This window comes from Allobosea sp. Tri-44 (genome assembly GCF_004123845.1).
In the GTDB taxonomy this organism is placed as follows: domain Bacteria; phylum Pseudomonadota; class Alphaproteobacteria; order Rhizobiales; family Beijerinckiaceae; genus Allobosea.
Genome location: NZ_NBDP01000056.1, coordinates 1 through 5,647, shown reverse-complemented (window position 1 = coordinate 5,647; position 5,647 = coordinate 1). Strand labels below are relative to the sequence as shown.

At 64.2% G+C, this 5,647-nt stretch carries 5 protein-coding genes and 1 pseudogene; 5 read left to right on the top strand and 1 reads right to left on the bottom strand.

The annotated features are described in order from the left end of the window. The 5 genes and pseudogenes from B6S44_RS27405 to B6S44_RS27385 all read left to right on the top strand — a co-directional run. Window positions 1-729: sensor histidine kinase (locus tag B6S44_RS27405; RefSeq protein WP_164985988.1), on the top strand; the 729-nt coding region annotated here is incomplete at its 5' end. After that, window positions 719-1,993, top strand: a complete 1,275-nt coding sequence (locus B6S44_RS27400) for a sigma-54-dependent transcriptional regulator (RefSeq protein ID WP_129160043.1) — start codon at window positions 719-721, stop codon at window positions 1,991-1,993. The genes B6S44_RS27405 and B6S44_RS27400, both read left to right, overlap by 11 nt. A gap of 144 nt (window positions 1,994-2,137) precedes the next feature. Next, window positions 2,138-3,502 (top strand): molybdopterin-dependent oxidoreductase, encoded by a 1,365-nt coding sequence (locus B6S44_RS27395; RefSeq protein WP_129160042.1) that lies wholly within the window; start codon window positions 2,138-2,140, stop codon window positions 3,500-3,502. 61 nt (window positions 3,503-3,563) lie between these two features. Continuing rightward, on the top strand, window positions 3,564-3,950 hold the full coding sequence (locus tag B6S44_RS27390; protein ID WP_129160041.1) for a c-type cytochrome: 387 nt from the start codon (window positions 3,564-3,566) through the stop codon (window positions 3,948-3,950). After that, window positions 3,947-4,335, top strand: a pseudogene (locus tag B6S44_RS27385) (c-type cytochrome). The gene B6S44_RS27390 and the pseudogene B6S44_RS27385 overlap by 4 nt, the downstream one beginning before the upstream one ends. 32 nt (window positions 4,336-4,367) lie before the next feature. On the opposite strand, the gene arsJ reads toward B6S44_RS27385, so the two are convergent. Then, window positions 4,368-5,612, bottom strand: coding sequence for an organoarsenical effux MFS transporter ArsJ (arsJ, locus tag B6S44_RS27380; protein WP_129160040.1), 1,245 nt, complete (start codon window positions 5,610-5,612; stop codon window positions 4,368-4,370). Window positions 5,613-5,647 lie beyond the last annotated feature (35 nt).

Genomic DNA, 5,647 nt, shown 5'->3' with positions numbered 1-5,647 from the left:
GCGGTCAACGAACGCGAGGCCATCGCAAAAGAATTGGCGCACGAAGAGCGTCTGGCTAGTCTCGGCCGGCTTGCTTCCGGGATGGCGCACGAGATCAACAACCCCCTCGGCGGTCTCTTCAACGCGATCGATACGCTCAAGGCGCATGGCGACAAGGCTGTGGTTCGGCGCAGCTCCCTCGATCTGATCGAGCGCGGCTTAAAGGGCATCCGCGACGTGGTGCGCTCGGCGCTTGCGACTTATCGGGCCGACCGCGATCCGCGCCTAGCGACGGCCGAAGATTTCGACGATCTCAAGCTACTCGTTCGCCCGGAGGCCAATCGCCGGGCCATCGCGCTCGGCTGGCACGTCGTCGTCGAAGGCCCCTGTCCGCTGGCGGCGTCGGCCTTGCGGCAGGTCGTTCTCAATCTCCTGCTGAACGCGATCCAGGCAACCGCCGAGGGCGGAAAAGTCGAGTTCTGCGCATCACGCGATGCTAATGGCGCGCTTGAGCTCGAGGTTCACGATCAAGGTCCGGGCTTCACTCCGGAGGCGCGGGCGGTTCTTTTAGGACATGCTCCTGTACCCAGCCCGCTCGGGACCGGGAGCGGTCTTGGATTGTGGATGACATACCGCCTGACCAGCGAAGTCGGCGGCGCCGTCGAGATCGAGCCGTCTCCTCTCGGCGGCACCCTTGTGAAACTATGCTTCCCCGGATTGGCAGCACAGGAGGAGCGCGATGTTGCTTGAGAAGCGCGACATCGGCCTCGTCGAAGATGATCCCATCATGGGAGAGTCGATTGCGCAGCGCCTCGTGCTTGAAGGGGCGAGCGTGACATGGTGGCGCTCCAAGCAGGAGGCTGTGAGCGCACTCGCCTTTCGTCAGCCGGACGCCGTCGTCTGCGATCTGCGACTTGGCGACGGATCGGGCGAAGACCTTTACCGTCTGTCGAGCGAGCGGGGTCGGACACCCCCCTTTCTCTTCATGACCGCCTTCGGCGACATCGATCAAGCGGTGAGGCTGATGCGCGCTGGGGCCGGCGACTACCTCACCAAACCGTTCGAGATGAGCGATTTCCTCGCCCGTCTAAGCGTTCTGGCGGCCGCTGCTCCGGTAGGGAGGCCTGATCAGCCCGGTGTCTCGCCAACACTCGCGGCCCTTCTCGATCAAGTTGCTGCACTCGTGCGAGCGCCCATTCCAGCGCTGGTCAGCGGCGAGGCTGGCGTCGGAAAAACTCACTTTGCCCAACTGATCCACAATCGTTCGGCCAACCGTGACGAGCCGTTGGAACTGCTGGATTGCCGGGCTTTTGGTGCCGAACTCGAGGGCAGGCTTTTCTCGCGCACCGGATTGCTCGATCGAGGAGGCTGTCCAACCGTGGTCCTGCGCGATGTCGGTTGTATTTCAGACCGCATCCAGACGCGGCTGGCCGAATGGCTCCGCGGGTCCGTGCCGGGTTTGCGCCTATTGGCCACCTCGACGGCCGCCGCGGACTCGCTCCTGGCATCCGGCCGGCTTCGGAGTGACCTTCGATACGCGCTCGCGGGAACGGCTACCGAAATCCCGCCGCTGCGGTCGCGCCGATCGGAGCTACCGACGCTGATCGCGACCTTGCTCGCTGAGCTCGGCAACGGTTCGCCCATGCCGACAAGGCGCCTCTCCGACGAGGCTTTGGCCGCCTGCCTGAGCCATGATTGGCCGGGCAATTTCCACGAGTTGCGGGCGAGGCTGTCAAAGGCCGTCTTGTTGTCGCGCACCCGGACGATCGCACTCGCCGACCTGTTCGAGGACAGCGCGCCGGCCGTCAAAGACAATGCGCTAACCCCGCTTTCGATCGCGCGAGGAGATGCCGAGCGCGACCGGGTCGAGCACGCTTTGCGGGAGGCTGGCGGGCATCTCGGGAAGACCGCGCGGCGGCTCCGCATTTCCCGCACCACGCTTTGGGCGAAGATGAAGCGGCTCGGCATAGAGGCACGGCGTGGGAGTGTTCAGAAAGCTGAACATCCGGACTGACACGTCCAGATCGCTGAACGAGTTTCTCTATATTCATCAGTCTACCGTCCAAGGACAGTGTTGCCGTTCGGACATCGGCGCCGCCATTCTTCCAGCATGCGCACTGCGATGGCACGCGCATCACAAAACATCTGGAGGGATGCTATGAGCGGTGAAAGCCAACGCTTGCGCGACGAGGATCTCGTCCGGCGCACGCTCCGTGACGGCAGCAATCTCAATAGGCGTAGTCTGTTCGTCTCAGCCGCGGCCTTCGGCGCTGTGGCATCGACTGGCGCATTGGCGCAGGCCACTGCCCCGGCTCCGGCTGCACCGGCCGCTCCTGCTGCGCCGCCACGCCGCGCCATCCTGAAGGACGACTCGCGCATCCTCAACATCGGCGCAACCGTCAGATCGGGGAATTACTGGAACTTCACGACCTTCATGACGCCGGTCGAGGAATTCTACGTCCGCAACCACTATCCGACGCCGCTCGTCGAGCAGCGGCCGGTGCTGGCGCGCGAGAACTGGAAGCTGAAGATCCATGGCGCCTCGGTCGAGCGGCCGATCGAGATCGGCTATGAGGATCTCCTCAAGCTGCCCTCGCGCACCATCGTCGCGACCATGGAGTGCCATGGCAACGGCCGCACCCTGTTCTGGGAGCAGGGCGGCTTCACGGGGCAGGACGTCGCCGGTGGCAACTGGGTGCTCGGCGCCGTCGGTCAGGCGGAATGGCAATTTGTGCCGATGAGCGAGATATTTGCGCGTGTAGGAGTTAAGCCCAACGCTAAGACGGTGTTGTTCTGGTCGGGTGTCGACGGGACCGACATGGGCCGACCGATGCCATTCGCCGACGTGCTGGCGCAGCAGAACGACATGGGCATCTGCTACGCGATGAACGGCAACCCGCTGACCCCCGACCATGGCGCGCCGGTGCGCATCGTCGTGCCGGGCTGGGGGGGCACGGCATCGATCAAATGGGTGACCGAGATTCGCGTCACCGACAAGCGTGTCTGGTGCCGGTTGAACACCAAGGGCGAGGTCTACATCGGGCCGAGCTACACGGCACCCGAGAATGCCGCGGACGACGAGTTCATCGGGGTGACGCAGGCCGACATCAAGGGCCCCATGGTCACCTGGATGCCGCCGAAATCGCTGATCACCGTTCCGCTGGTCGTCGACAAGTCTCCCTCGCTGCCGGCCAACTACCCGCTGAAGAAGGGCGAAGTGCCAAAGCTCGCCGCGGGCCAGCAGACCATGAAGGGCTATGCCTGGGCACCCCAGCACGGCGTCAAGTCGGTCGAGTACCGTATCGACGGCGGCGCCTGGCAGCACGCAACTATCCAGCCGCCGAACCTGGGCAAATATACCTGGGTCAGGTTTGAGTTCCCCTGGAACGCGACTACCGGTCAGCATGTCATCGAGACGCGCGCCACCGACAATGCCGGCACGACGCAACCCGAGCGGATTCCGCTAAATTCGCTCGGCATGGCCAATTGGTCGATCCCGAAATTCCGGATCGAAGTGGCCTGATCTCGGCACTGCGGGCGGCCCCGGCCGCCCGCTTCCGGCACACCGCACACAGGACGACGGCATGAAGATCTGGATGACGCCCGCACTACTGGCGGCGGCGTTGGGAGTTTCGTCATACGCGGCGGCTCAGGAAAGCCCGCAGGTCGCTCAGGGCAAAGCGCTCTATGGCGAGTTCTGCACGATCTGCCATGGCGCGGACGGCAAGCGCGGAGAAGGCTTTCAAACGCCGATCTGGGGACCTGGCACCCTGATCGCGAAATTCGGCACCGCGCAGGGGCTGTTCGAGTATCACCAGATGATGATGCCGTTCAACGATCCCAATCTGATGAACGACGAGCAGAAATGGGCCGTCGTGGCGTTCCTTCTCGCCAATCACGGTGCCATCAAGCCGGCGGATACAGTATCCGCGGCCAACGCATCTGCCATCCCTATCAAGCCGCCGCAATGATCAGGATCGTCCTTGTTGGTGCAGCCGGCACTCTGGCCATGGCCCTGCCTGCACGCGCGCAGGATATCGCCGCCGGCGAGCGTGCCTGGAACAAGTGCCGCGCTTGCCATCAGGTCGGAGAGACCGCGAAGAACGCTGTCGGCCCGCAGCTCAACGGCCTGCTCGGCCGCGTCGCAGGCAGGGTCGAGGGCTATAGCTACTCCGCCGCCAACAAGAGCGCCGGCATCACCTGGGACGACGCGATCTTCGCCGACTACATCAGGACCCGCGTGCCAGAATCCCGGGCACAAAGATGATATTCCCAGGCATCAAGAACGAGCAGGAGATCAAGGACCTCACTGCCTTCCTCAATCAGTTCGACAAGGACGGGAAGAAGGTGCCGTGAGCAGCGTCTGGACCAGCTGAGCGCTCGACTGTTCAACTCTGAGTTGGGGCCAGGGCATCACGCCCAGGCAATGCGAGCGTCGCTAGAAAGCAGGCAACCAGCATCAGGCAGGAGCCGATCAGGCAGGCTTGGATGCCACCCCACTGATAGAGCAGACCCGACAGCAAGGTACCGGCGAAGCGTCCCAGCGCGTTGGCGGCATAGTAGAAACCGACATCCTCGGCCGCCTTCTCCGATCCGGCATAGGCCAGGATCAGATAGGAGTGCACCGAGGAATTGACGGCGAAGACGAAACCGAACAGGCCCAGCCCCACGACCAGGATCAGGTCCGGCCTCAGCCCTGAATTGCTCGCCAGCATCGTTGCGATTGCGGCGGGGATGACGGCGAGGCCGAAGGACCAGATCCGCGCCGCCCGGAGTTCCTGCGTAAGCCCGTCGAGGCTGCGTTTGACCACCGCCGGCGCCGCGGCTTGCACGAGCCCGTAGCCGATGGTCCAGAGCGCGACGAAGGTGCCGACCATGGTGAAGGTCCAGCCGGCAGCGTAGAGAAAGACCGGAACGCCGACGACGAACCAGACGTCCCGGGCCCCGAACAGCACGACGCGAGCGAGCGCCAGGAGATTGACACCGCGGTTCTTGCCGAAGAGCTCGCGCGCGCTCTTGCTCGCCTTGGCCTTACCCAGCATGGGCGGAAGCGACAGCACGACCCCGAGCAGCACCAGGCCGAGCGCGGCCGCCATCACCCAGAGCGCGCCGCGGAAGCCGAGCAACTCCAGCAGCAGGCCGCCTAGGAAGAAACCAAAGCCCTTCATCGCGTTTTTGGAGCCCGTGAACCAGGCGACCCAGCGGAAGAGTCGGCCTTCGGAGTCCTCCGCCTTGGCCGCCGTCTCGGCGATCTTGATGGCCGATTTTGAGGCCGTCTTGGTGAGGTCCTGGGCGACGCCGCAAATGCCTTGGCCGAGCACGACCCAGACAACCGAAGCTGCGGCTGACCAATCTGGAGAAAGCGCCGAGAGAACGAGGAAGCCGGTGACCTGTGTCGTTAGGCCGACCGTCAGCATCCGGGTGATCCCGTAGCGCGCCGCAAGCCAGCCACCGATGAAGTTCGCCAGCACGCCTGCCGCCTCATAGAGCAGGAACAGGAAGGCGAGGGTGAAGGGCGAGTAACCGAGCCGGAAGAAGTGCAGGAGCACGAGCATGCGCAAGGCGCCGTCGGTGAGCGTGAAGCCCCAATAGGTGGTCGTCCCGATGGCGTAGTTGCGCGTCCCTTCGTTCACGACGTCAGATCCCGCCCGTCTCGAGGTTGCAGGCG

Coding starts and splice junctions, on each gene's coding strand:
- B6S44_RS27400 (WP_129160043.1), top strand. CDS start 719: ATGTTGCTTGAGAAGCGCGACATCGGCCTCGTCGAAGATGATCCCATC.
- B6S44_RS27395 (WP_129160042.1), top strand. CDS start 2,138: ATGAGCGGTGAAAGCCAACGCTTGCGCGACGAGGATCTCGTCCGGCGC.
- B6S44_RS27390 (WP_129160041.1), top strand. CDS start 3,564: ATGAAGATCTGGATGACGCCCGCACTACTGGCGGCGGCGTTGGGAGTT.